Source organism: bacterium (assembly GCA_016708315.1).
In the GTDB taxonomy this organism is placed as follows: Bacteria; Zixibacteria; MSB-5A5; order CAIYYT01; family CAIYYT01; genus JADJGC01.
Window position 1 is genome coordinate 1 of sequence record JADJGC010000008.1, and the last position, 26,036, is coordinate 26,036.

General features: G+C 59.7%; 2 protein-coding genes. Both read right to left on the reverse strand.

Going from position 1 to position 26,036, the window contains the following annotated elements; all coding sequences use genetic code 11:
- Positions 1-3,196 (reverse strand): hypothetical protein (locus IPH59_08560; GenBank protein MBK7091757.1); only part of this gene is annotated, 3,196 nt, incomplete at its 3' end.
- Between the two features lie 112 nt (positions 3,197-3,308).
- Positions 3,309-25,886: a chitobiase/beta-hexosaminidase C-terminal domain-containing protein gene (locus IPH59_08565; protein MBK7091758.1), complete on the reverse strand. Its 22,578-nt coding sequence runs from the start codon at positions 25,884-25,886 to the stop codon at positions 3,309-3,311.
- Between the last annotated feature and the right edge of the window lie 150 nt (positions 25,887-26,036).

Here is a 26,036-nt window from a genome sequence, read left to right on the forward strand (position 1 = left end):
CCAGCGTGGGCAGCCGCCCGAAGGAGTTGATGTATTGCGTCGGGGGAACCAACGCATCGATGAGAACGTAGTAATCCTTGTTGGGTTGCAAAATGTATTGGCCGCCATCCGGCAGGTATTTCATGCCGGTGTAACCGGGAAACCCATCGCTGATGGCGACGAACGGTCGGAATGAACTTCCGAACGTGGTGAAGGTGTAACTGCGCGCGTCCGGAGTTTGCACCTTGAACCAGGTGCTCTGACCGTAGGGGAAGTCCTGCACACTGGAAGCGTAGCGGGCGTAGATGGCGGAGGTTTCGATGATGTCACCGTCGAGCGTCGTGGCGATGGCCTGGCGGGTGCCGCCGTAAATGCTCCCCGTGACGCTGCCTTGATATGAACTGGCCTTGACCTGATAGCGGTTCTTGTAAGTGCCGGTCGAAGTCGTTTCCTGGATCGGGATAGGCGTGGGACGTTGCATGAAATCATTGGGTGGATAGGGCACAACCATGATGTCGAAATCCATCAGCTGGTCCTCGTAACCCAGTTGCGTGTCCACGCGCAGCCGGTAGGTGGTGCGCGGTTCGGCGTTGAGGATGACGCTCTGGCTGGTGGCCGGATAACGGTCGCCGGAGTACCACGGATTGCCGATGGCGATGCGATTCCAGGCGCAGTAATCCAGCGGACTGGTGGGCATGACGGAGTCGGTGGTGAGCAGGTAGAGCAGCGGCGGGCAACCCGGCCGGCTCTTGATGCTTAGAGTGCCGAACTCGTTTGGCGTCGTGAACTCCCACCAGAGTGATTTGCCGGAGAGCCTGGCCGCTTCCTGCCGGTTGGGGCCGGCCTCGGAAGATTCAATTCCGGCGTTGCGGTTGTTGACCACGACGCGGCGGTAGTAGTCCTTCATGGTCACCGGTCCCATCGGAGTCGAGACACCCCACGAACGCGGTTCCAGAGTCAGCACCATCCGGCTGGCGAAGTCATCGTTGATGGCCTGGTAGGTGGCGATCAAATCAAAGTCGGTGTCCGCAAAGGCGCAGATCGCACGGACCGTGACCAGCCCGTTGGGAGGTATGTCCACGGTAAAAGGCTCCTCACCGCGATCGTTGAACGTGTGACTGGCCAGGGGTTGTCCGGCTTGAGCCAACTGCAGCGTGACCGGTTTCCCGTTGGCGTCCGGATTGAGGCGAAATTCGATCGGGCCGGCGAACTGGGTGGGATCGTAGGTAAACCAGATATCGCTGGCACCCGCAACGTCGGCGGGTGACAGGTTGGCGTAGCGCGTGTAGAGCGTGTATTTTTCTCCCAGCACGATCGCAATCGGCGCGGTGGGTTCGTCGTTGTCGGGTGTGGGCCGGAAGTCGCAGGCCAGAGTGTATTGGTCGTAGTTGCCGCCGACTGCGAAAGTGATGACCTGGCCGGGCGCTACGAGTGTCGGTGTGGTGATCGCTTGAAAAGTCGCGGCGTTGGTTCCTGTTGGCCCGTCCGTCGAGGAACCGGTGAGGAGGGAAACCACCGAAGATGAGATCGTCGTATCGAGGTGGCCGGAGCCGGGGGCGGTCCATCGATACCACACGGTATGAGGAAGTGGTTCGCCTGGATCGGTGCTGCCGTTGTTACGACCCGTCAGCGAATACTTGCGCACTTCACCGTTGCTGTAGGTCGCGGTTGTGAAATCGGTGATGTCGATGGGTTGGCCAAGATCGTCGTTGGCGGGGTTCGCCCACAGTTCAAAGGAGAGCTGGCCCTCGCCGATCTCGCCGTTTGGAACGGCGAACCACAGGAAGCAAGGTTCGCCCGCATTGACGTTGAAGGTCTTGAGGCCGGGGCTTTGCGTGACCGGATTGATGGTGCGATCGGCGCCTTGGTCCAGCGCCATCAGCCGCCAGTAGTCTTGCGAAAAATTTCCATCGACACTTCGCAACGAGAGCGTGCCCGTCTCCACCGGCGTGACGTTCCACCACAGCGAGTTGTTCACGCCGGAGATTGCATAATCGAGCGTCTCATCCAGCTTGGAGTAATAGTTGTAGATCAGGGTCTGTCGTGACTGGGTCATCGGTATGGAATTCGTGAAATAATCATTGGCCGGCGGCTGGGTGATGCTGACCTGCAGATCGAATTCGCCTTCCTCTTCTCCGCCGATGGCGACATAGAGGTTTTGATCCTTGGACACCGGAACGGGAGCGTTGACGCGCGCAAGCTGTCCGAACGAAAAGGCAGTTGCAGGGCCGGTGAATAGCGCGGCGTTGTGATTGGTGTTGCTGCCCAGCGAGATGTTGGCGTAACCAGCTGCGGGAGCCGCAAACCGGTACCAAACCGTGCGCTGGAGGTCCAATGGCTCGCCGGTTTGCGTGGAGGCGCCGTGGTTGTTGCCGTGAACCGTATTCGTGTAACGGATGCCGTTGTCGTACTGAACCGCGGCGAGCGCGATGGCCAACGCCTGCGAAAGATTGTCGTTGGGCGCGTCGTAGCGGAACGAGCACCGAACAGAGAATTCCCCCTCCTTCTCCGCGGCATCCAGGCGCATGAAATACGTGGTGTCTTTGCGGACGGCGATATTGAATTCGGAGAGGAACGCGTACGGGTCCACGCTGTTGGTCAGGGGAAGGCGATTCTCGGCGTAGAAGGACAGGTCGGCGAGGTTTGGTGGCCCGTCCGGCGAGGACTTCCAGATGGTGACGTAGGGTTTCTGGAGGGGCTTGGCGAACCCTGCGGTCGAGAGGGTAACCGTCATCCGGCCGTTCGGAGCGTTCAACATGTACCAGAGGGTTGATCCGCGATAGACAACGGTGGGCTCGGCTGCCTGCTGGGTCGCGTGGATGTTGTACTGCTTGAAGTTCACCGGCGGCAGCGCGCTGCCCGTCTGGGGAAAAATCACCGGCAAGGCGTTCTCGAAGGCGTCGTGGTTGGGAAGCGTTCTCAAATCGAGTTTGAGATCGTAAGTCCCCGGATTGCCGTGGGCTTTGATGAGGTACTCGTACCCCTTGATCAAATCCGCGTAGGGGAGCAGCGGCTTTTCCGTCAGGGGATCGGCAGTGGTGGGGATGTAAACAAAGCTCCAGTCCGGCACGGGGAGCGGTGGGGTGTGCGGTCCGGCCGGGGGCGTCTGGCCGGGGAGATTCGCCTGCGCCAACGCCAGAATTGCGGCGCCGAGCACGCAGGGAATGCCAAGCCGTTTGTCCATGATCTTCTTCGAGCTCCAGCAGATGTGCATCAAGAGTCCTCCTTCATTGTAAGTCCCAGGGGCTGTCGAAGGGGCGAATTGCAATCAGCCGGGCGGGAGTGGTGTGCGTTCAAGGCGACTCGAAGCGACTCGGGTCGTCTTCTGGTTACGGGGCTTGAATGACCATCGGGTCCGAAGGTTCGATATTGGCCGGTGCGTAAATCCCCGGGAGATTGTAAAAGACCGGCAGTTGAACGACGGTCGCTGTCCCGCCGGGCGCTTTGACGTGGATGAGAGGTTTTGTCCTCGCCAGTGTCGGACAACAATACAGGTAATCGGACTGGATGCGGGTGAATCCCTGGCTGACCCAACCGTCGAACAGCGACATGACGTTGGCATACGTCAACATCTGGTCCCAAGGCGGCGACACACCGGGCGGCCGGTCATTGGGCGCATTGACCTCGACGCCGTACAGATCCATCCAAAACGCCCACAAACCGTAGTCGGGGTCAGCTTTTTTGGTGAGAAAGGCCGCGAGAAACGTGGTAATCGGGGTCTGGGTTTCCGACGGCGTGGCGATTTGCGGGTCTCGAGTGTGAAACGGGTCGGTCATGTAAAAGAACTTCGTGCTCCCGTTAAATAGATACACGGGATAGATTCGCGCATACAGCGTGGGAACGAAGCTCTCCTCGTACTGCGCCGGCCCGACCGACGAGTTGTAAGACACACGGACGGCACCCAGACGCAGCGCCGGCCTGAGCTCGTAAAAGGACTTTGTGTAGTTGGTGCCATTCCAGGAGGCAGCCGCGTTTGTCACGGCGACGAACTGCGGCTGCGGCATCTTCCAGGTAATGGGCACGGTCACGGGTTCGGACTCCGTACTGCGGCCCCAGATCGTGCGAATGACGACCAGCTGCGCCTGACTGCCCCAGGGCATGGTGAGTTCCACCTGGCCGTTGGTCGGTGTGTAGGTGTCAACTTTGCCTGCCTCCCACGTGTGGTTGAACAGGTCGCCATTGAAGTCGCCTGCACCGGTGACATACCAGCCCGGATTGGACAGCCGGTATTCCTCGCCCAAGCCCGGAACGTAATCTTGAGTGGCTGGCAGCAGGGTGCCGCCCGAAACGGGCGCGGCACTCCGGAGGTACTGGCTGTATCGGATTTGGAGCACAGAGTCCGAAGTCAAACCGGTGACGGAAAACGAGGAGGACGCCTGTGTGCCTCCGGCGATTGGCTGCAACTGCGGCGGGTCCGGTGACGGTATCGGTTGAGCGCTGTAAACCCCGACTGCCACGGGTGAGGGCTGGTAGCCGGGCTTGGAGAGCCGGAACTGATAAGTGCCGGCCTGTGAAATGGGAATGAACAACCGCCAAATGCTCGGGTCCTCCGGGTTGGAAACCAACGGTCTTTCCGTTCCATTGTCGATCCAGGAAGCCGTCGCGCCCGGCGGCACGTTGGTGATGCTCACCGTCAGTCCGTTCTCGGTATAAGCGATGAGCGCATTGGTGATGTCCAACTGTGGCGGCGGCATCTGGAAGTGGAGATGCACATACTGGATGGGGTTGGTTTGCCCGTTGAGGACGCGTGTGAAATAAACGTAACCGTCGCCGAAATCTCCGAGGCCATCGAGGTTGGTGGAGCCCGTGTAAGTCTGCCAGTCTCCGCCTTCCTGCCGGTAGATAATGGTCGCCCCGTCGTTGTCCGGGTTGACCAAGTCGAGCAGGTAGGGACCGCTGTTGGTGCCGGTCGGGACGGCGTAGCTGAGCGGCGTGTGATAGACGTAACTTTCCGTGGCGTAGATTTCCGTGCGGTTCGTCCGGTAAGCCACCGCCTTGACTGCAACCGAGTTGGTGATGGTGAACGGTCCCGTGTAGGGCGTGGCGCCGGGAGATGGCGTGGATCCATCCAGCGTGTAATAGATGACTGCGGGATCATCGGTATCGATGCGGAGCGTGAGGGCGCCCAAATAGTCGCGGCTGGGCGGAGTGATGCGAAGGTCGTGCTTGAGAGCGGCGTAGAGCGTCAGCAGACTTGCGTTCGCGTCGGACCCAAGCCGCGCGTCGGCGGGCGCGTGCAGTTTGAACCACAGGTCGTTATTGGTGTAGTCACCGCTGACCGGATAGATCGTGAAGGCGGCGTTGTAGGCCCAGTTGGTCCCGTTCTCGAAATCCGTCCGTTTGGCCACCAGTTCGGTTGCGTGATCGGGGTCCTGGTTCAGCGGACGGGGCTCCAAAGTGGCCGTGAAGTTAAACACCCCGCCATCACCTTGCCGGTCGGCGCTGACCCAGAGTTTTTGGCCCGCAACGACTGCGGCGATTACCTCGCGGCCCAGCGAAGGGGCCGTCGTATAGTTGCTCGCCAGGACATTAAGCGTGGACAACGTGTTCCCTTCCCAAATGTAAATGAGCGGCGTGGGGCTCCAACTGTAACCGTTATAAACACTGTTGGCGTTGACACGCAGAAAGCCGGTGTACGGCGCATCAAGTGTCCACCACACCGACCCGCCGCCGGTGCCGGGTTTGTTGGGCTCGCCGCCTTCCAGGGTCGAAAGGTACGTGTAAACGTTCGTGTTCAGTTGGAAGCGCTGAGCTTTGACTTCGACGGTCTCGGCGGCGCTCTGGCGGCCGACGGGAAAGAGCGGAGTCAGTTTCACACTGGTCGGCTTTCTCAGGACGAACACGTATCTCATGCGGAGGTCTTGCCCCCCGGCTTTCACGACGAGGTTGCCCGGAACGGCGTAGAGGTAGCTTAAGTTGTTGCCGATGGAGAATACCGAGAGGTCAAACAATCCTTTGTAACGCGGGTCCTTGATACCTTTGTAAGAAACATCGTAGAGGGAACTCCCATTAGTGACGACCTCGGCCAGTTGCTGGTGGGCGACATAGTTCCACGTCCAGGGCACGTTGATGTCGAGCGCGTTTCTGCCCCAAACGGACGGAAACACTTCAGCGCGCGATTCCGGTGTGACGATCACCGTCTGCGCATAGGGATCGTTATTTGGCAAACTCACCGGCATATCCATGTTGATGTCGGCGAAGGCGTGGTTGCCCGGGGTTGTGAATGCCCCGTCGAAGGTGTTGTTCCAGCCGTACACCCAGATGTCGGCGAGGTCCTCCGCTTCGATACGGTACCAGTTGCGGATGTAGAAAGTCCTTGGTGGCCCGTCCGGCGAGGACTCCTGAACGGCGGGCCAGAACCCGGCGGGCGCGGTGAACTCGTACAGATAATAGTTGGTCCCATTGATGTTCGTGATCGTGTTGCGGTTGGTCACAATGGCCACCGCCGCGTTGAAGTAATCATTCCAAGGCGCTTCGGTGATGTTGATGGAATTGTCGGTATCGTCGTTGTTGCCGCCGAAGGAGCCGCTGGCCTGGATGTAATACTGATTCCCGGCCGTCACGAAGAAAGGCTGCCGGCTGTAGATGTCGTTGCGAGAAAGCAGAGTCAAATTGCTCAGGCTCGTGCCCGAGTAGAGGTTGGCCCAGCCCTGAAACTGAAGCTGGCCGGACATTGGCGCGATGAACGTGAACCAGAGCGTGCGATCCCCAACCGGCGGCGGCGGTTCCCCGGGCTCCAGCGTGGCGCTTCCCAGCTTGTAGCGGTAGCTCAGATTGTAAATGCGGCCATTGCCGTACGGGGTAAGCTTCCACTCGGTCAGCGGAGCGGCTTGGGCGAAGTTGTCGTTGGACACATTGGCGTAGAAATCCGCGTCGATGCCGCCCGTGGACCAGTCCCCGAACTGTACGATGTAGTAGTAACCGGGATTGACGGCCACCTCGCGGGTACTGGTGGAGGAGCCGTAAGGCCCGAAGGTGATCGGCTGGCCGAGCGGTGCATCAGGAACGACGGTGGGGATCTCCGGCCTCAACTGGAAAGAGCTGCCGCCGACCTTGTAGTTGCCGGCGATCATGAACTGGTATTGCCGTCCGCGCTCGGCTTGGAATTCGATGGTCTGCGCTGTCGAGGATGACTGCGTGAGCGCAGTGATGGCGTTGACCGTAACGTTGCTCTGGTTGACCGTGACGATTGCCTTTCCTGAGAATGGGGAAACCCAGCGGAGTTCTTCGGTGTAAGGAAAGTTGGACCCGTTGACGGGAGTTTTGCCTCGGAAGCTGATGACCGGCTCGGTCATCGTCGGATAGGAGACAGTCCCGTTTGGCAGCATTTCGGCGTGGTAGTCGTAAATGCCGATGTTGGTATCAACCATCTCCTCGAGGGACGCATTCAGCGGGATCAGTTGCAGCATGCTGGCGGTCTGGTTGCCGATCAACAAGCGGCCCGCAGTGGGGATGCTCATGAGGTACCACACGCTGCCGGCATAACCGTCCTCTTCGGTGCCAGCCATTTCGTTGTAGGAGATCCACATCGAACGATGTCGAGCGCTGTCGTAAGTCGAGAAGCTGTAGGAAGGGGTTGTGTCAACTTTGAGCGGCGGGATTACGGCCCGTTCGCGAGTGTCGTTGAAGGGGACGTGAACATCTCGAAGCGTGACGCCCGTATTCTCGGCGCCGGTGACGATGCGAACAGTGTCTGCGTCGTTGCCAGCCACAACCGGCATGTACTCCGTGAAGGGGCGGTCCATCCCGTCGAAACGGAACGTGATGTTGGTGCGAGACGACGTGAGCCACCCTTGCGGGTCATTGACGATGTTGCCGTAGCTGTCCCGGCCGATCTCGAACCAGGGGAACCGGGTGAAGAACCAATAGGGATCCGGGGCGCTGCCGCCGTACGCCAGGAGGAAACTGCGATAAATGATCCCGTTCACGTAACTGTCTTCCTTGGTCCACAACGGCGTGTCCGGGTTGCATTCGGATCCCAACGGACAACCGATGGGCAATGGCTTTTCTGAGACGCGCAGAATTCCCCGCGTCGGATACGGGGAAAGAATGACAATGCGATAGTCCGTGGCTGGCTGGATGCCGACCGGTAGGACGAACTTCTGTCCCGACCAGTCGTCGACATAAGGATGGTCGAATGAAACATTTCCTTGCCCGACGATTTGTCCGGCCATGTCGATGACCCTGATCTCCGAAGCGAAGAACCGTGGGTAGTAGTCCTGCACCGGATCGTCGGGTCCGCGTTTGCTGTCCGGATAAACAAACAGGTTGGTCGAATTGCCCGAAGTCCAGGTCCACCACACCGAATAACTGTTGGTGGTGGGTTGATCGTAGCTCTCCACGCTGGAAGCGTAGGTGTAGAAACTGACGGAGTTGGCGCCGGACAGGGCAATGGCCGAATTGTAATTGTCGTTGTAGGCCGACAGCGCGCCGTTGAGCGTCAATGTGAACTCAGACGGCCCGCTGCAGACCGCCACGCGATAGGTCTGACCTGCGACGGCCGAGAAGACTTTTTCGCCAATCGGATTGAGCGCGCTGACGTTGTCACCAGTGTAAACGTAAACCGGCAGTTCGCAGGCGACGTAAACGATCAGGTTGGTCGGCGCGACCCAGGTGTACCAGACGGAACGCTGGTTGGGCGCAGGCTCGTTGAGCTGTCGGGTGGCGCCGTAATTGTAGCCCCGCTGCGAATAAGTATAGAGGATGCCGTTCGTGAAGACGGTGTTCTGCCGGCTGGTGATTTCGAGCGCGTTGACAAAATCGTCGTTGGCCGGCAGCACGTAATAGGCCGCCGTGGCGTTGAAATCCCCTTCCAGCTTGCCTGGCCTGGTGTCGAACGAAACTCGGTAGTCCTGGTTTCTGGCCAGAGACTCGACGATTCGGCCGTTCACGTTGTTGGTGATCTCGACCAATTGCAGCAGGTTGGTTCCTTGCCAGAGGCAGGCCGTCTTTTCAGCGGAGTCCACAACCATGGTGCCGTCGAGGCTGGGCGCGTAACGCCACCACACGGACTCGCCGATGCTCTGCGGCTTGATGGGTTCGCCCGACTCAATCGTGGCGTGGTCGGTGAACGCCTTGAAGGTGGACCGTTCCAGCGGCAGCGCGTCAGTCAAAAGATCATTGGCGGGCTGCTCGGAAAGCATGATGTCGAGCGTGTAGTTCTGGATGCTCAGGTCGTACACCCGGATGAAATACTGCGTGCCGGGCGTGAGTGGGAAGTCCTCCGGGTTGAGCGAGACCAGGTCGGTTGGATCGTTCCCGGAATAGACGTTGACGAAGGTGGAATAATTTCCCGTCAACCGCGCGCGGCCGTGACCGGATATTGGGGAAGTGATCTTGTACCAGACGGAGTGGACTTGGTTGGACTCGAAACTTTCGGCGGTCGCGCCAACCAGACGGCCCTTGGTGCTGCCGACGGCTTTTCTGCCGTTCTCGTACGTGGCCGTTTGCAACGGGATCACCATCGCGTCGTTGAAATCGTCGTTGCTGGCGCGGGTGGTCAGGTTGAGCTTGATGCGGTGCGGCGATCCCAGGCCGGCGACGCGGAAGTACACCAGTTGACCTTTGGTCACGTAGGCGCGCGAGAGAGTTTCGGGTTCGATCTTAAACGAATAGTTATCGTTGGTTGCCGGACGATTCCCGAACTGCACGTGAAACGTGTAAACCTGGTCCATCGTAGCGTGGAAATAACTCTGCGGGGCCATGCTGGAATCTCCCGCGTAGTGGGCATAAAGATATTGCGGCAGGAGGTCCTCATAGCGGTCTCCGGTGAAGACGTCGATCAAGAAGGAGGTTCCTCGCGGCGACAACAGTTTGGTGAGGTAGGCGTCGCCGTTGAATTGAGCGCGCCAGCGCCACCAGCCCTCGCGATACGTGGTGTAGGCAACGTTGCCCGCAAACAGGGCCGTGTAGGTGTCGGCGATGGGCGCACCGGCAACCGTGGCGTTCGTGGCGGGGTCTTCGGTATCAAAATTCGGCATCAGTGTGAACGATGAAAATGAATCCTTGTTGTCCGCGTGCGGCAGTTCGACCAGATCGCTGAAGTTGTTCCCTGTGAACGCTTGAATCGTGAGAAACTCGACCGGCTGGGATTGCCAGCTGACCAGCGTGGTCCCAAAGCCCGGAGTCGAAAACAGGAAGAGCTGCCCGACGCTGATGTCCAGGTCACCGCTTTCGGGCGCCGTCCATTGATACCAGACTGTCGTCGGCCACGCGTTGGAAGGTTCGCTCGTCTGCAAAGTGGCGCCCAGGGTCGTCGAGTCGTATGAGACGGCCGAGAGCAGATAATTGTCCTGCTGCTCCTGGACGCCGGCTGGCAGTCGTACCGTGGCGGGGAAATCGTCATGCGGCGGCGCCAGGTGAAACTTCGGTGCGAAGCTGTAGATCGCCTTTGTGCCCGCTACCCGAAGTTTGTAGCTGCCGCTGGTGGGCAGGACGAAGAAATAGTTGTTGGTCGTGATTCCCGGGAAGTGATAGTCGGTCGCCGTGTGATATTGCAGCGGTATCTGAGTCAGAGAGGCGGTGCTCTCGCCCTGCCAGAGCGTCGCTTCCACACCCGCCGTGAGCGGCACTTCCAATGTGCCACCTTGCAACGTGCTGAAGTGCCACCACGTGCTGTTCCCGCTGATCTCGCCCGTTTCATTGGTGGCGGCATGGGTGTAGGCCGAATAGACTTGCCCGGCGAAGATCGGAATCGCGTTGGTCAAGAGGTCGTTCAATGGCGTCGGGTAAAACTCGATCTGAACCTGGAATTCTCCTCCATCTCCAGGCGACAGACCGTTGTTGACTGAAATGCTGTATTCGGTCCCGGCCACGGCCATGAACTCTGTGGGCTGGCGAGCCAGCAAGACAGGGCTGAGACCAGCCAGATTGTCGCCCGTGTAAACCCCGTAGATGAAGTGGTTGGTTGCGCCACTGTAATTGTTGAAGACATTGATCTGCGCCAGGCCATTGGTTGGCGCCACCCAACGATACCAGAGCGAGGTGACGCGGGCCGCATCGGTGGTGATGATCCCCTCATCCTCAAAGGTGCCATCCCACTCGTTGTCTTCGCGCGTGGCGCCGCTGATGTCGCCCAGCGCGCCGTAAGTTTGCGGCGCTTGTCCGTTGTTGTAGGTGGCGCCTTGGAAGAGCAGTGTCAGATCGATGCGCTCGGCGAAATTGTCGGGCTGCTTGAGCGTGACGGTCACGGGCAGGTAATCCGAATCGGCCCAGCCGTTCCGTTGCGCATAGTACCAATAGGTGCCTGGATGGATGTAGGTCACATTGACAAAGGGTTGAACCGAACCATTGATGCGCTTTCGGTTTGCGTAATTGGTGGTCCAGTTCCAGACGTAGCTCGGACGGAACAGGGTCAGCGTGTTGAGGGTGGGCGCCGAGATCTGGAGGTTTGTCCCGAGGGCTGAGTTGGGCAGTGGCATCTTCGCATTGTAAATGCGGTCCACCCAGTCGGCGGCGGTGTAGCCCGGTTTGGTCGCCGAAAAGATGTAATACGAACTGTTGTCGGGTGTCTGAGGGATCGGGCCGGTGTAAATGTTCGTGATCCACGCGAGACTGCGTGGCGGCGGACCGGCGTCTTCATTGCCGCGGCTGTAAACGATCGCAGCGTTGGTGGTGCCGTTGTTCGCAACAATGTCGAAGGAGTTTGCGAACACCCGGTTCCCGGGCGACACCGTCACCGGACCCACTTTGAATGTCGCGGTGTATTGGTTGGTAATGCTGTTCCTGGTACTGAGCTGTGAATAGCAGTGGATTTCTGCGGTGCCATCCAGCGTAAACGGACCGGTGTACTGCAGCCAGTCGCTCAGGTTGGTCCGGTAATAAATACGGTCACTGGGTCCCAGTGGCGTGAGTGTGAAAGCAGTGGCGTTGCTGTAGGAATTTGCGACGGGACTGATGGCCACACCGGCCACGAACACATACGAATTGGTCTGAATCATCGGATTGTAGCCATCGCGCATCGCGAGCCACGTAATCGTCGTGTCTTCATTCACCAGAATCGGCTGGGCGTAGATGGCCGAGTTGGTCGTGGGAACGGTTCCATCGAGCGTGTAAAAGATCTTCAGCGGCTTGGGATTGCTGCCTCCCTTGGCCGTGACCGGCGTGTTGGGAATGCTGATGAGACCGCCGGCCGGCGTTACCGCGAGATCCGCCACATTGAAGGTGGCGTTCCATGTCACCGGATCGCTGTCCAGCCAGCCGGCGCGTTGCATCTGGAATTGGTATGTCCCGCTGGCGTTGATTTGGAAGGATACCGACGGCGACTCCGTGGTGACTTTGTTGGTGATCCAGTCCTCGCCGGACGGGCCACCAGAATGGGTCATTAGGTAGATTCCGCCGTAACCGGGCAGTCCGGACTGAACCTGCACTTGCACGGGCGCAGTGAACGTGCCGGGCTGGGTCAGCACCGTTGGGGCAGGCAACTGGCTGGTGAATGTGCGATGGACCGGCGCGCTGGGCTGATAATTGTTCTTTCGCGCCTGAAACAGGAAGGACCGGCTGGCGGAAACCGTGATGGGCTCGGAATACGCGATCATCGGCCGGTTTGTGCTGGCTGCCCCGCCGCCGGCGTCTCCCTCGAAATACACGACTTGGGCTCCGATGGTGTTTCCGTTGGCCGCCGTCAGAGTGATTGGACCGGTGGAAAGGACCTGGTCTTGAGGCGTCAACACCGGAGGGTCGGTTTGAAACAGATAATTGAAAAAGTTGGTCGTGCCACCGGTATAGATGGCCTGCAATGAAAGGATCCCTGGCGGCCCGCCCGGCAAGGACCCATCGAAGGTGATCGGGTCGGTGTAGGCTTGCCAAGGCCCGCCGCTTGCCGAAAAGAAAACCGGTTCATTGTTTGGCGAGGTCAGTGTGACGGTGATCGCATTGGAATAAGTCCCCGGTTGAGGCGTGACGGCCAGCGGCGGCACAGAGGTGTACGTGTTGGTGTGGGTCTGCGGATAATAACCTTCACGCATCGCCAGCCATTTGAAAGTGGTGGTCGCATTGATCGGCACCGGACTCGTATAGAGCGTGCTATTCGTGTCGGGTGTGCTCCCGTCGGTGGTGTAGTAAACGATCAACGGTTTTGGATTGATCGGGAAGAGTGAGGAAACCGCTGGGACTTGAAACACGGGTGTGTTGAACAACTGATCAGCGGGCGTGCTCAGGTCCCGGACGTAAAACCGCAGCGTATTGGTGATCGCATCGGATGATTCCCAGTCCGTTGCCGTGGCCCTGACGATGTATTCGCCCGTCGCATTAGCAGTGTAATTGCCCAGCGGCTTGCCAGTACTGCTGGAGAGGGGCACGCCCCTGGTTTCGTTCGTTCCCGCCGGATGCGTCACCACGATGGAAACGCCCGGGATCGGCTGCGGCAGTTCGACGAACGCGGTGACCCAATTGGTATAATCGCCGGTGGTCAGTTGCGTGGGTCTCGGAAGTTTCTGGATGTACTTCCGCTGCACGCTGGCGCTGTTCTGATAGCCGATCTTTCGGGCCTGGAAAGTCATGAAGCTCCGGTTGGTGACGGTGACCGGTCCCGTATAGAGGTTGGTGAGATTGACGGTGTCGTAGCCTGAAGCGCCAAGCGAGTAATACACGTGCGCGCCAGTGGTGACCGTGGACGCCGTGACGGTCAGGTTGGAATAAACCGTCTGGTTGGTCGGTGAGACTTCGGGCGTGGCGGCCGCGAAGCTGATCGTAAAAGAGTTGGTTGGACCGAACCCGCTGGCGTTGGTGTAGGTCGCGCGCAGTGTGCCTGTCCCGGCGTTGAACCCATCCATCGCAATCGGTCCGGAATACTCGTGCCAATCGGTCGTGTTCGTGGAAAAGAAAATTCGCGCGCCGGCCGCCAGCGTGCTCAACGCGAATGTGGTGGCGTTCGAGAAGACGCCTTGCGGCGGGTCCAGGGTGATGCCCGGCACCCAGGAATAAGTGTTGGTGGCATATTGGGGCGCGTAATAATCGCGTGTGGCCAGCCAGCGGATCGTTGTGTCGTTGGTGATCGTGATGCTCCCGGTGTAAGGGGTCGAGTTGGTGGTCGGAATGCTCCCGTCCGTGCCGTAGTAAATCCTAAGCGGTCTGGGATTGGAAATGCTGCTTTGCGCGGTGACGATCAGATTCGAGGAACTGAACGCCCCGCTTGGCGGCGTCACCTTGAGATCGCCGACCGCAAAATTGTAACTGCGCGTAGCGCTGCCCGACGGCAGCCAGTTCGCCTTGGTGGCGGTCAGCCGGCACTCGCCCGATTCGTTGATGTTGATGAGCGCCGTATCGGAACTGCTTGCGTAAGTGACCAGTGCTCCACTTGGCGTCAACAACTGGAACGTGGCGCCGTAACCTTCGAGTCCCGAATTCACTGTGATGGCTTTTTGGTTGGTGAACGTGCCCGAAGGCGTCACGAACTGCGGTGAAGGCAGGACGCCCGAGAAGATGCGCGTGACTCGATCGGAGAAGAGATACCCGTCCTTGCGCCCTTCGAATATGAGCGCTCGGGTATTGCTGACACCAATCGGTCCCCGGTACAGGTTGGTAATTGCCGAAATGCCGGGTGTTTCCCCGCCGTCATTGCCGATAGCGAAATAAACACTCGCCCCCGGCGTTGTTGTAGTGGCCGTGACGGACACAGGCGGGCTTTGACTGGCTGGCTCAACGGCGAGGTCAGCGACCTTGAAGGTGTAGGTCACTGTGTTGGTAGGGCTGATCACCGGTCCTGTAATCGTGTAAGCCTGGACCACAGCAACACCGTTGGAGACGCCATCCAGCCCAAAGGACGCGGCGTATGGCATCCATTGCCCATCGTTGATGCGGTAGTAGATGGCCGAGTTGGTGTTGTAAGGTGTCATGGTCACCGTGATGGCCTGATGGTTGGTACCCGACAAAGGACTGATTACCAGGCCGGGGGCGTAAGTGTATTGCCGATCCAGATATTGAGAAAGGTATCCCTGGCGCGTGCCCATGAACCGGAAGTGGGTTGTGTTGGTCACCGTAATCGGACCGGTGTAAATGAAGGTGCTCCCCATTGCGGGCAACTGTGCCGTCAGGGAGATGGCATCAAACCAGGCATCGATCCAACCGCCGCTAGTGAGGGTCCCGATCAGGCGCACGCGAACGGTGCGCGTGCCAGTCGACGCCGTGCGTGTGTCGGTGTTCTGCTGCCAGGTTGTTCCGGCATAGTTGCCGGAGTCGTACTGGCTCAGGACCACGCCGCCGTCGTCGCGATACTCGACGATGGTGCGGGCCTGGTCGCCTCCAGACTTCACATAACCGGAAAAGACAAACACCGCATTGCCAGCATCGACGGCGTCAGCGTCGGCCGAAACATCGACGTCCTGGTAAAGCTCCGCGCTGCCGCCGCTCGTGTTGGGGTTGAAATAATAGGTCCCCTCGTAAGCGCTTCCGCTTGAGCGCGTCCAGTTGCCCGAGGCTTTCACCCAGCCCGGGATATCGCCGCCGGCCAGAGCCTCTTCGCAACCGGGATTGACGATTTGCCCGGCCGCGCTGGGGACCGTGCCATCCACGGTATAATAAATCGTCATCGGCTTGGGATTGCCACCGCGTGAGGCGACCACTTGCAACGGGTCGCTGAAAGTCTGACTGGGCGGCGTCACTGCAAGATCGGCGCATTGAAAGGTAAACGTCGCGTTCGCGACCGGCGAAGGCAGCCAGTTCGATTTGAATACCTGGAGCTGATAGACCCCAGACTCGTTGATCGTGAAGCTGGTGATGTGGCTGCTGGCGCTGTTCGTTACGGCCGTGCCGCTGGGATAAGTCAGGACAAACGACTGTGGCGTGTTCGAGAGCGTCGAGCCGACGGAGACGCTCAATGGGCCGTAGTACGTTCCCTCCGCCGTGATGAAGTACGGCGCGGGCAGTCGCCCGGAGTACGTGCGCATGATTTGGCTGCTGGTCTGGTATCCATTCTTGCGCGCTTCAAAAATGAACTGCCGTGTCGAAGCCACCGTGATGGGGCCTGTGTAGAGGTTTGTGATCGCGCTGGCTGAGGCGTTGCCTCCGGAAACATCTCCCATCGCGTAGTAAATGACGGCGCCCTCCGTGGAATCCGATGCGTTTATCGTCAGCGTCGCTGGCGGCTCGTCCGGGAAGGACGTGCTGGGCGGCTGCACGTCGGGGTCCGCCACGCGGAACACGTAAATTGCCTGATTGGTCGGCCCAGCCGGATATTTGGTCCACACATTGACGGTTCCGCTGCCAATGCCGGTCAGGGGAAAGTGGCCGGTGTAACTCTGCCAACTGCCATTGTTGATCTTGTACTCTGATCCCGCCGGCCCGGACAAGGTCACGGTAATCGGATTGTGATAAACGCCGGGCGCGGGGTCCACCGTGATCGCCGGCATGAACGTGTAGAGATTGGTGAAGAGACTGGACTGGTACCCGTCCCGGAGGGCCAGAGTCGTGACGGTGGTCGTGTTGGTGAGAGGAAACGGTCCGGTGTATCGGAATGTTGAGCTGGGCTGTGCCAGGCGCGCGGTGAGCGAGAGCGTGTCAAAATAGCCGTCGCAATTGCTGCCGGCTGCGCGCGTGGCGATCAGACGGACCCGGACGTAGCGTGTTCCAACCGGCGCGGCGCGGGAATCGGTCAACTGCAGCCACGTCGTACTCTGGCTGTAGTCGCCGGAATCGTATTGCCCCAGCACCGCGGTGTTGGCGGTGTCGCGGTACTCGACCACAATCCGGGACCGGTCACCGTCGCCGTAGCTGCGGACGTAGCCGGAGAAGTCGAAGGTGACGAGGCCAGCGTCAATATCGGTCGCGTAAGAACTGACGTCCACGTCCTGCCTCAACTCGGCGCTGGTGGCCACGCCGGCGAAGAAATAATAATTCCCCGAGTGAGGCACCGGCGCTCCGCTGCGCTGGGTCCAGTTGGCCCCCACGACTTCCGTCCAGCCCGGGATGTTGCCTCCAACCAGCGCCAGATCGTTGCCCGGGTTGGTCAGCAAATTGGGCAGGTCGCCTGCTTGTCCGGGCACCGGCACCGACTGGTCGAGCGTGTAATAAATGGTCACCGGCTTCGGATTGATCGAGTCCCACGTGTAATAAAGCGTCAAGGGATTGTAGAACGGGCCGGCCGGCGGATTCAGCACGACGTCCGTGATCTCAAAGCTGTAGGTGTTCGTGGCCGGATCCGAATCGATGGAACCGATCCGGCGCATGATGAGAGCATATTCTCCGGTTTCGTTGATCGTGAATGTGACCGTGTTGTTCGTTCCGGTCGTGCTGGACATCAAGATGGATCCGCCCGGTGCGGTCAGGATGAACTGACCGCCGTAATTGTCCCCGGACTCTACCGTGATCGTGGCCGGCCCGGGGAAAGTGTCTGCCTCGGTCACGAACCGGGGCATTGCGATTTTCGCCGCATAGCTGTTTGTCACCGGCTGGCTGTCCAGGTAATCGGCCTTGCGAGCCACGAAAATGAGCGTGCGGGATCCCTCCAAGTTTAGATCGGCCGTAAAGAGGTTTGTGGCGTCTGCCAGAGCGGGCATGCTTCCCATCTGGTCTCCGATTGCGTAATAGATGCTGGCGTTGGTCGTGGCCGATGTTGCCGAAACTGTGTACGGCCCGCTGACCTGGCCGCTCACCGGCGTAACAATTGGGGCTGCAGCCTTAAAGGAAACGGCGGTGACGTTGGTTTCTGTGCCTGCTGTGGAATAGGCCCGGATGGTTCCGCTGCCATCAGCTATGCCGTCCAGCGTGAACGGTCCCTCGTACGTCTGCCAAGATCCATCAGCGACGGAGTATTTCAGGTCGCCTCCGCCATTTATGGCGAACATGGTGGCGTTGGCGAACTGTCCCGATGGCGTGACTACGATGTCCGGCGCGTATGTGTAGGTGCGGGAAAGGAATTGGGGACTGAATCCGGAGCGGGTGGCCATGAACCGGACTGTCGCGTTGCTCGCCCCGATTTGGAGGGGCGCGGTGTAGGGAATGTCCCCCCCGTTCGTGGCGAACGTATAAAAGATGCTCATCGGGCACGTGTGGCTGGCCGTGACGGTCAGCGGCGCCGTGGCGAAGGAACTGGACTCTGGCGTGACGACGAGATCGGAGACAACGAAAAGGAGATTGGTGCTGGTGATTGTCGTGGTGTTGCCGGAGAGCAAAGCCAGTTGGGCTTTGTAGATCCCACTGCCTTTGGCGGCGAAACTGACGTTGGTCGCCGTGCTCAAAATGTTGGTGAGCGAACCGTCCGGGAAAGTGATCTTGTAGATGCCGCCCACGCCGGAGGGTGAGCGCAGCCCGATGTCGATGGGTGCGGTGATCACCGGGCCGGGCACCACGAACTCCGGCGCCTGCACTTTGGTCCCGACGGAGACGTAATTGATCTCCAGTTCGTCGCTCGGCGCGAACCCCGTTCGAAAATTCTTGAACCGATAATTGCTGGTCTCCGGCGGGACAATTGGATTTATCGCCACCGGGCTGCCGCCGGTAACCGATGCTGAAGTGCTCGGCCAGGCGGCCCGTGTGTAGCGGACTTCGTTGGCGGCTTGCGCCAGCACATAAAGCGCCGGATCCTCCTCGCGGTAGAACGTGACGTTCTCAAGCGAGAACCCCGGGTAGTGGATGCCAACATCCACATGGAGCGGCGTGTTCCCCGCGCCAGCTGTGGAGTACTTCTGCTGGTCGTTGACGTAATAGTATATGGTCCCGCTGCGGCGCTCCACCCGCAGCCGGTCTCCTTCGACCACCGGACCGATGTTCGCTCGCTGGCTGCCGTTCTGATAGACGTAGGCGTAGGTCGTTCCATAACCGGGCGAAGACGTGTGGATGGCGTACTGGATGTCGCCGTATCCGTAGCCCGAGTCCACCTCATCCAGCCCCATCATGAAGTGCATGCCCATGTACGCTCCCCCGGCGGAGAGGTACGGGCTGCGGTTGATCACACATTCCACCGCGCAGTCGCCGCTCGAAGATTCCGCGGAGATGGCGCCGCTGTCCCAGGCACTGGTCGAGATTGATTTTTGAACGCCGATACCCTTGTTGGTCAGCCCGTAGACAGACGTCCAGGTGATGGGCTTGCCCCGGAGAACGACAGGATTGGGGGACTGGAGCTTATAGTGCCAAGTATTCGTGGGGCCGCCCGAGACGAAGGCAGCCAGCGCAACGTTCCCTCCGGCGTCGCCTTGGGTAATCTGAATGCCTGGGTTGGGGAGGTCCACGCCCTCCGTGGTCCTGCCAACCAAATAGCACGGACCGATTTTGCCGCCCATGTTCCAGAGCGCCACGTCCAGGTGAAGGGGTCCAGTGGATCGGGAGGATGAGGTTCCCACGATCGTTCCGTTGAGCTTGTAATAGATCAGGTCGCCCTTCCGCTCGACGCGGGCGACGTCCCCCGCGGTATAACGGCTGATGCTCGTGCGGATCGCCGTGCCGTTCTCGTAGATATCCACCAGACCGTCATTGCGGAAGTAGAGCGCGTATTGAATATCCGTGTAGCTGCTGCCCGAGTCGACAGCGTCCAGGCCCAGCATTTTGTGGGTTGTTGCGTCGGCAATCACGGCCTCTGCATAACCGTCTCCGGCGCTTGCTTCGGCGGAAACAAATCCGCCATCCCAGTTGTTGGCACTGGTCTTCTGCGGGAGTCCATCCGTATCGAAACTGGCGTTGGTCAGGTTCGTGTAGGTGATCTGCCGGGCGGAGTAGGTCTCAAGCGGTCCTCCGTTGAGATTGTAGTAGATCGGGAGGTTCGCCGGGTTGCTCAAGCGGACCCCGAACGGCTCGATGAATGTGCCGGATCCCGGCCGGGCTGCGACTCCGTCGGCGCAACTCATGCGCGCTGTGATCTGGAACAAACTCGCATAGCCGGACGCGGCGCTGACAGCGATCTGGCACGGAATTCCTGCGGTTGCCGGAAACTGCACGCGGCTGTGGGTCTGGCCATCGGCGTTGTCGTTCAGGGCCACGAGCGAAAGCCCGTTGAGGACGGAACCTGTGTAAACGGCGAGCAGGGTGTCAGCCGGACTGCCTTCGGTGTCGATCGTGAGGATTCCCGTGCATTCGGGCGTGAACGTGTACCAAACGCTGTTGCCGTGGAAGCCCGGTTCGTTGCTCTCCCGGGTGGCCGCTTCCAAAGTCCCGGCGCTGGTTATTTCGTTGGTGAGAGCAATGCGATTGACAAACGCGTCATTGGCCGGATAACCGGGGAAAAACCTCACGTTCATGACGAACGGTCCAGGTTGCTGCCCATCGACACAGATCGTGTATTCGGTGTTCGCGTTAATCCACCGTGCCACCGTGACATTCGTGCCGGCTGCATAGGCTGAGGGCGTGGAGTTGAAACCAGTGTAAAGAGCCACCGCGTGCGTGGCTGGGCTTTCAACCGTAACCTCCATCACGCCGTCCTGGGGCTGCGAGAATTTGTACCAGAGATTGCGGTTGGCGGCGGCTCCCGACAGCCAGCTTCCAAAATTCTCACCCTCGTTCCAAGCCATGGTCGTGCTGCCCGCCAGCCGGGTGAAACTGCAACTCTTGTTTCCCAACTGGTTCGTGCCCGTCAGGGTGATGCCCGCCCGATTCGCGTACAGGTCGTTGGCGGGGGCGCCTTGAACGTCGATATTGAAATTGATCCCGCCGATGTCCTGTCCGACGACGGCTCTCGTGTCCACCTGCGCCTTGTACGTATAGGTCTGGTTCTGTGTGGCGTAGAAGCTGACCGCGGCGTTCTGGTCGTAGTAATCATCGTTGACCGCGACGACGGCGCTGGATCCCACACTGGAGAGATTGCCCACGCGCAGAATGGTGTTGAGCGGAGTCCCTGCCAGCGAAACCTCCGTCAGTCCACCGTAGGCGGGCGGGAGAAAATTCCACCACAGCGTTCCGCCCGTGTAGGAGCCTCCGAGCCAGTTGGCAGGATTGCTTTCGGCTTCCATGCTCGCCGCGATGTTGTGGGCTGCTTCACGGAGGGTGTAGGTATAATTTGTGAGGGTGAACTCGGCGATCGTTTCAGTCGTGATGTTGGTCGTAAACGCGACGAATGGACCGGGGTAATTGTTGTGGGAATCCGGCTCCTGGAGCAAGAGGTCGAGATTCACGCTGCCACAGCCGACGTCGGTGGTGGTCCCGTCCACTACGATCCGGTATTGGCTGCCTTCGGTCACCCAAAGGGTGACTTTGCCGTTGCCCGAGTAGCCACTCCAACTACTGCTCCCGATGCCAGTTGACGATGACTTGATGCCGACCTGGGTTTTGTAGGCGGATTTGGTCGTGTCCACAGTCAGGCGACCGCTGACGGGTGCGGTGAAATTCCACCACACGGAGCGTCCAGAGATGCTGACCCCCGTGATGTTGGCCAAGCTGTATTCGCCGCTTTCGAAAGTGGCCCCGAGGCTCTGGCCGGCCACCGCCATCGTGTAGTTGCGCACCATCGCGTTGCCGTTCGGCAACTCGATGTAGGAAACATTGGTGGCCCAAGCCACGCTCGTCGGGCTGTAAAAGGAATCGTTGCCGGGAGCGGTGACACAGTCCACATCGAGATTGATGGTGCCGTAGCCGGCATCGGCGCCGCTGATGCCATCGATGCCCAACTGCCAGACCGAACCCGCCGTCAGGAAGACAGTCAATTTGCCGGTGCCATTAGAGTAATCCCATGCGCTCATCACTCCGTCGCCGCTGGCGTGGAGGCCAACCTGCGCCTTGAAGGTGGATTGGGTCGCATCAAAGGAGTACCAGCCGTTGACCGGCGCGGTGAAGCGCCACCAGACCGTCCGGCCCGACGAATAACTGTTGCCGTTGTCATAGCCGAGATTGCGCTCCGAAGATTGCAGCGTGGCGTTGTCATTCCAGGCCGCGATCCGGGCTGAGTAGTTTGTGTAGTAAACCGTGCCGTTCGGTGCGGTGACGTTCATCGGGACAGGATTGAAGCCGATCGGAAACCAGTTCGCGTAATCGTCGTTCGGCGGAGACGTTCCACAGTCCACGTCCAGATTGACGCCACCGTAACCGGCGTCGGCTCCGCTGATGCCATCGATGCCCAGTTCCCACACAGAGCCCGCCGTCAGGAACACAGTCAGTTTGCCGGTGCCATTGGCGTAATCCCAAGCGCTCGTCACTCCGTCGCCACTGGCGTGGAGGCCGACCTGTGCCTTGAAGGTGGATTTGGTCGCGTCGAAAGTGTACCAGCCGTTGACCGGCGCGGTAAAGCGCCACCAGACAGTCCGGCCCGACGAATAACTGTTGCCGTTGTCATAACCGATGTTGCGCTCCGAAGCCTGCAACGTGGCGTTGTCATTCCAGGCCGCAATCCGCGCCGCAAGATTGGTTGCGGTCACCGTTCCGTTGGGCACATTCGTGGTCAACACCACTTGCGAGAAGTCAATTGACTGCCAGTCCGCGTAATCGTCGTTCGCCGGCATTTCGGGTTGAGTCACCGTCATCTGAAACGGTTGCCGGTACTCGAAACTGGCCTGGAGGTAATAGGTCGTCCCAGCCGCGGACGTGAATTGCATGCTGTTGGCTGAGGCTGCTGAACTGTAAGTAATCGTGTTGAAGTGGTCCGCAGCAGGATACAGCGCCAGAGCGTTCCGGTTCGTTGAAGACAAAGTGATGATCGTGGTCCCGGACTTGGTCGCCGTAAACTTGTACCATAGCGTGTCCCATCCGGTGCTGATCCGGTCACGCTCGCCGTTATAGCGTGACGCACCCCAGGAGTTGCCGGTCGCGTTCCCTACAACGTTGGTAACCCAAACCGTGCCGTTGGGTAGCGCATAAGAAGTGACATTGGTTCCAAGCAGGATGTCTTGAGCCGCCCAAGGATCGTCGTTGCCGGCACGCAACACCCGCTCATAAACGGAGAAGTTGAACAGCGAGTTGGTCGTCAACGGGATGACGCTGAGGTCGTAAGTGGTCGCCGGGTTGCTAAAGAAAATGAGCGCATCGTCGTCGGTGCCCTTGAACGTTTCTCCCTGCCACGCCGCGAAGGTGGTGTGCGCGACGGGCAAGCCGTCATAGATGCGCAGATCGCGAAGCGTGCCGCCGCACTTGCTCTGGCCGTTGCCGGTTCCGATGTAGGAGAGATAATAGCTGTCGACGCTCCAGATGGAGGCCCGGTCGATCACCTTGTTGCCGTCCACCCACAGCGTCAGCTTGTTCACGTCGCACTCAACGGCGATGTAATATTCGCGACCCGGAGTGAGACTGATCCCGGAGGAATAAAAGCCGCCGCTGTAATAACCCAGCATCCGATCGGAATTGCGCACCTCGACGAACCGATAGCTGGAAGAAGGCGACCCCATTACGGTGTTATAGGTGGATCCACTGCTCACGCCGTAGGTGTAGTAAAACTCCATGCGAAACTTTGGACCGTGGTGTTTGGGAACTGTGAACCACTGGCTGGCGTCGGGTGCCATGTACACTCCGCCAGTGCCGTAGGTGATGCCCGACGAGGTGGCGCTTCCGTTGATCGTGATGCTCCCGGCGGAGAGCAATTCCTGGAGCGGGCTGCCCCATTTTGTGTGCAGCGGATACCAGGCGGTCAACTGGTTGTTGTAGATGACCAGGCTGAGGTTGGTGTTGTCCGTCGTGGTGTAGGACCACCAGAGAGAGTTGGTTCCCGAAATCGCGTAGTTGTCATTGAACTCCGCTCCGGCGTTCTGCAGGGCGGTGATCGCGTCCGGTTCTCCTGCTTCGAGTGTGGCATCGCGGGCGTTGCCGCTGGCACTGCTGCGCACCGCTGTGTTGGCCGAGTCTGCGAACAGGGCATAGGATTCGGCGCGATTGTCGTTGCCGGTGGCCGCTGGCACACTGCTGTCTTTTTGATTGAGGTCCAGGCGGAAAGCACCCGAGTTTCCGCGCACCTGGATGTGGTAAGTGACGCCGGCATCAGCGGTGAAACTCGCGTAGGAATTGCCGTCAGCGTACACGGAACTGTTGGCCCGGTTGACCAGTGCGTTGACGGCGTCGCCGGTGTAGACTGAGACCGCGTGGGTCCCGATGCCGGGCGTGATCAACTTCAGCATGACCGGTCCGGACGCGGGCGCTGTCCAGCGATACCAGAGGGTAGCGGTTCCGTTCGGCTCCCCAGTCTCGGCTGTGGCGTTGTAATGGGCGCCATACAGAGTGAACTGAGAGTTTGTGCCTGCCGGGGCTGGAAGAATTGTCGAACTCAGCACGATGGCATTGGTGAAATGGTCGTTGGAGTGCCGCCGCGGTTGCGCCACCAGCAGCTTGGTGAAGCCCGGCGCGGTGAACGCATCAATCTTGATCTTGTATTCCGTGTCCGGAACCGGCGTGAAGTTGATTCGGCTGGTTGACAGGCCGTCGGCGTTGTCGTTGTAAGCGACCGTGGTCAACGCGTTGACCGCGTCTCCGGTGCAAAGTGAGAGCCAGGTGTTCAAAGCATTGGTGCCGCCGGGAAGCATGCTGCCGTGCGTGGAGACGATGACCGGATCGGCCCGATTGGCAATCCACGAGTACCAAATGGAGCGCCAGGACGACCAGGGATAATTGCCTTCCCCGGATTCCACGGAGGCGCCCAGTTGCAGGCCGCCAACCAGAGCGTAGTCCTCCACATAATGAACGATGGCCTGCCCGTCCCAGTTCAGGTAATTGGTTCGCACATTCACCGCGCTGAGGGGCTGGCGGTTGGCGAAGTTGTCGTTGGCCGGCGTGGGATAAATGGTTGCATGGAGCTCGAACGCGCACTCCCAGAACGTTCCGTTGGGCGAGAGACGGATATGATAGGGCGTTCCACTCGCAAGCGACCAGGTCTGGGTGTAGGAGGTGATGCCATTCATCCACGAGACCTGGGATAGCGTGGACAGAGTGCCGCCCGAATAGAGTCGAAAGAAGGGAGAGGCGGTGCTGTTGAGCGTGACTGTGAGATTGCCTCCGATATCGGGGATGCGGTCCCAAACCGACCAGTAGGAATCAACCTCCCCCGCCTCGGTGTCGGCTCCCTGCGTGTGTTCGGTCCAGGTTCCAGTGTAAAGGGGCTGAGATATGACGACGCCGTCGCCTAGATCGCCGGACAGCGTTGTCTGGATCAGGGGCATGAGCCGTTCCCGAGCGAAGTTGTTGTTGGAAGGCTCGACATAATAGGTCATCCGGAAGCTGTACCCGCCGGTGTAGGAAACGCTGTCCACGTAGGTGCGAAGGTAATAAGTCTGCCCGGCAGCGCAGCGAATGGAAACGGCGGACGAACCGTTCACATATCCAGAGGAGGCGACTGGAGTGAAGCCGGGCGGCGCGTTGGTCCCGATGTCCAGCCGCATCGACGTGCTGGAATTAAACCAGACGTAGAAGAACCCATTCTTCGGAGCAGTCCATCGATACCAAACGCTACGCACCGACGCATCCCCCACGTCCTGCGTCGCGTCGTAATTGAAGCCGGTGAACTCGTGGAGTATCTGCTCAATCTGCTCGACGCTGCCCCCGACGTTTACGTTGGTTACCGTGAGGCTGTCGGGCAGCACCGTGGCGTTGGCGGCAAGATCATTGGGTGGCGGCGGGAAGAAATTGAATTCGACCGGAACGTCGGCCCACGTCCCCGCCGGATTGGCAACGACCACGAGATAGGCGGTGTTGGAACTGACCGTCGCAGAGAGCGTCCCGCTGGTGGTGGCGGCGACTGGCGAGAGTCCGAGCGTGTACAGTCCCAGCACGCTGGGGATGTTGGGGTTCGAGGTGATGCGCAGGGTGCCGCGTTCTGGTGCGGTCCAGGCGTACCAAACGCTGCCCACGGGGTTGGCGCCAGCGTGGTTGGCTTCGCCCGGTTCCAGGGTGGACCCAGCTACCGGTGCGATGAAACTGGCCTGATGGGCCGGTCGTTGGAAGATGACGTTTCCCGCGGCATCCGATACGTAGTTGGAGACGATCGTGATCGGACTCGCGTTGGCCACGTCGTCGTTGGCGGGACGTGTCTGCGCAGCCAGTTGCGATCCGGCCAGGCCGAGTCCCAGAATCAGCATCGTCAGGATTCGCCGGACTGGCGGTCGTTTAGGATTTGTGGACGGCGCGCAAGTCCCGTGTGACACACCGGCCGGCGCGGGTTGAAAGGCTTTTCCCATTTGTTCGCTAGGTATCTATCGAGGCCACAGCGCCTCCTTCCAGCATAGGGC

Excerpts from the sequence above, each read along its gene's own strand:
- IPH59_08565 (MBK7091758.1), bottom strand. The coding sequence starts at position 25,886 with ATGCTGATTCTGGGACTCGGCCTGGCCGGATCGCAACTGGCTGCGCAG.